General features: G+C 68.4%; 1 protein-coding gene. It reads left to right on the top strand.

The genetic code is table 11. The features are described from left to right. Window positions 1-40: 40 nt before the first annotated feature. The coding region (locus tag AC507J_RS32435) for a hypothetical protein (RefSeq protein ID WP_496294402.1) at window positions 41-228 on the top strand (188 nt) is incomplete at its 3' end.

Below are 228 nucleotides of genomic sequence, written 5' to 3' on the forward strand. Positions count from 1 at the left end.
GGTCGTTCAGCCGGATACGGCTGAGTATTGGGTGCGGCATGTGCGGGAGACGGTTCGTTTCGCCGACGGCGTGACCACCCTGACCGGTGCCGGTGTGACCCGGTTTTTGGAACTCGGTCCGGATGGTGTGTTGACGGCGATGGCGCAGGACAGCGCCCCCGACGCGCTCCTCGTCGCCGCCCTGCGCAAGGACCGCGGGGAGAGTGTGTCCCTGCTGACCGCCGTCGG

The sequence above is a fragment of the Micromonospora sp. PRAS1 genome, assembly GCF_059553435.1.